The sequence below is a fragment of the Mesotoga sp. HF07.pep.5.2.highcov genome (assembly GCF_003666285.1).
Taxonomy (GTDB): domain Bacteria; phylum Thermotogota; class Thermotogae; order Petrotogales; family Kosmotogaceae; genus Mesotoga; species Mesotoga prima.
In genome coordinates this window covers 1-1,173 of sequence record NZ_JFHJ01000227.1, presented here as the reverse complement: position 1 = coordinate 1,173, position 1,173 = coordinate 1, and the positions used below count along the sequence as shown (strand labels likewise).

At 46.0% G+C, this 1,173-nt stretch carries 1 protein-coding gene and 1 pseudogene; one reads left to right on the top strand and one right to left on the bottom strand.

Going from position 1 to position 1,173, the window contains the following annotated elements; all coding sequences use genetic code 11:
- A partial coding sequence (locus BG32_RS04790; RefSeq protein WP_121526484.1) for an NAD(P)H-hydrate epimerase occupies positions 1 to 704 on the bottom strand: 704 nt, incomplete at its 3' end.
- Positions 705 to 781: 77 nt separating this feature from the next.
- Between BG32_RS04790 and BG32_RS04785 the strand changes: the two are divergent.
- A pseudogene (locus tag BG32_RS04785) lies at positions 782 to 1,173 on the top strand (hypothetical protein); the annotation flags it as partial.

Below are 1,173 nucleotides of genomic sequence, written 5' to 3'. Positions count from 1 at the left end.
CTGTTAGGAGCTCTTTCCGGAATGAGTTTCGAAACCATCTCATCATCGATGACTTCTGGCTCAGCAATAGAATCCATCACATTCTTTGGAAAGCCTGCACTTCCTACCACCATATCGCCGCAGAACTCGCGCCCCGGATAGAGAAAATGACCTGTCTTGGCCAATCCAAAGGTAACCGTTTTGTGAGCCCTAAAGCAGGATTTTGAAATGCTGCCATCGAATCCAGACACTCCGGAGGGAATGTCCACGGCCAGCCTGATTACGTCCAGTCGATTAACAAAATCAAATATCTGTGCGACTCCTGGTTCGAGCTCTCCGTGAAACCCAGTCCCAAAGACTGCGTCGATTACTATGTCAGCTTTTGAAAGGAGTTCCTCCACGTCGGTCTTCTCTCCGATTATTATGATCTGGCCGCCAAGCGAACTGTATAAAGTTGCGTTCGCTTTACAGTCGACCGTCGAGGGAACATAGCACTGAACAACTTTTACATGAACTCCAGCACATAGAAGGAGCCTTGCAACTGTGTATCCGTCTCCTCCGTTATTACCTCCACCACACAGGACGACTGCATTACTCAAGTTGAAGCTTCTAATCTCTTCGAAGACGCTGCGGGCCGCTTCTTCCATTAGAAGTAAGGAGGGTACTCCATGCTCTATTATAGTTTTGTCTATTTTCCTCATCTGGTCTGGAAACGCTACTCTCAAATCATCACCCCTCAATCAGATCTTATCACTTTTCTCTTTCTCCTGACATGTTATAATCTCGCGAAGAGGTGGACAAGATGAAACATTGCTTGGTACTCGTCATCGTTTTTTCTTTGCTTGTTGGAGCATCGTTGCTCGCTTCTGAAAGCGTATATGATGATCTGACCCTGTTTATCCAGCAAGTCGTTGAAGCGGGCGATATAGACACATTGGTTGGGATTCATTTTCATTTAGCCGATACAGAGAGTGCCGATTCAGGATACAGAGACCTGAATTTGAAGGCAAGAATTATCATGGTCGGTGGTGAGGATTTTTACATAGAGTTTCTCGAGCCGGACGAACTGAGTAAGATAGCTCTGGTTTATCTTATCAGGGAGGAAGTGGTCTTCAGCGTTGTGGATGGCGACCCCTGGAAGCAGTACAAATCTACTTACCAGACCGATTTTATTGCGAAGTTAATTGAGGATTT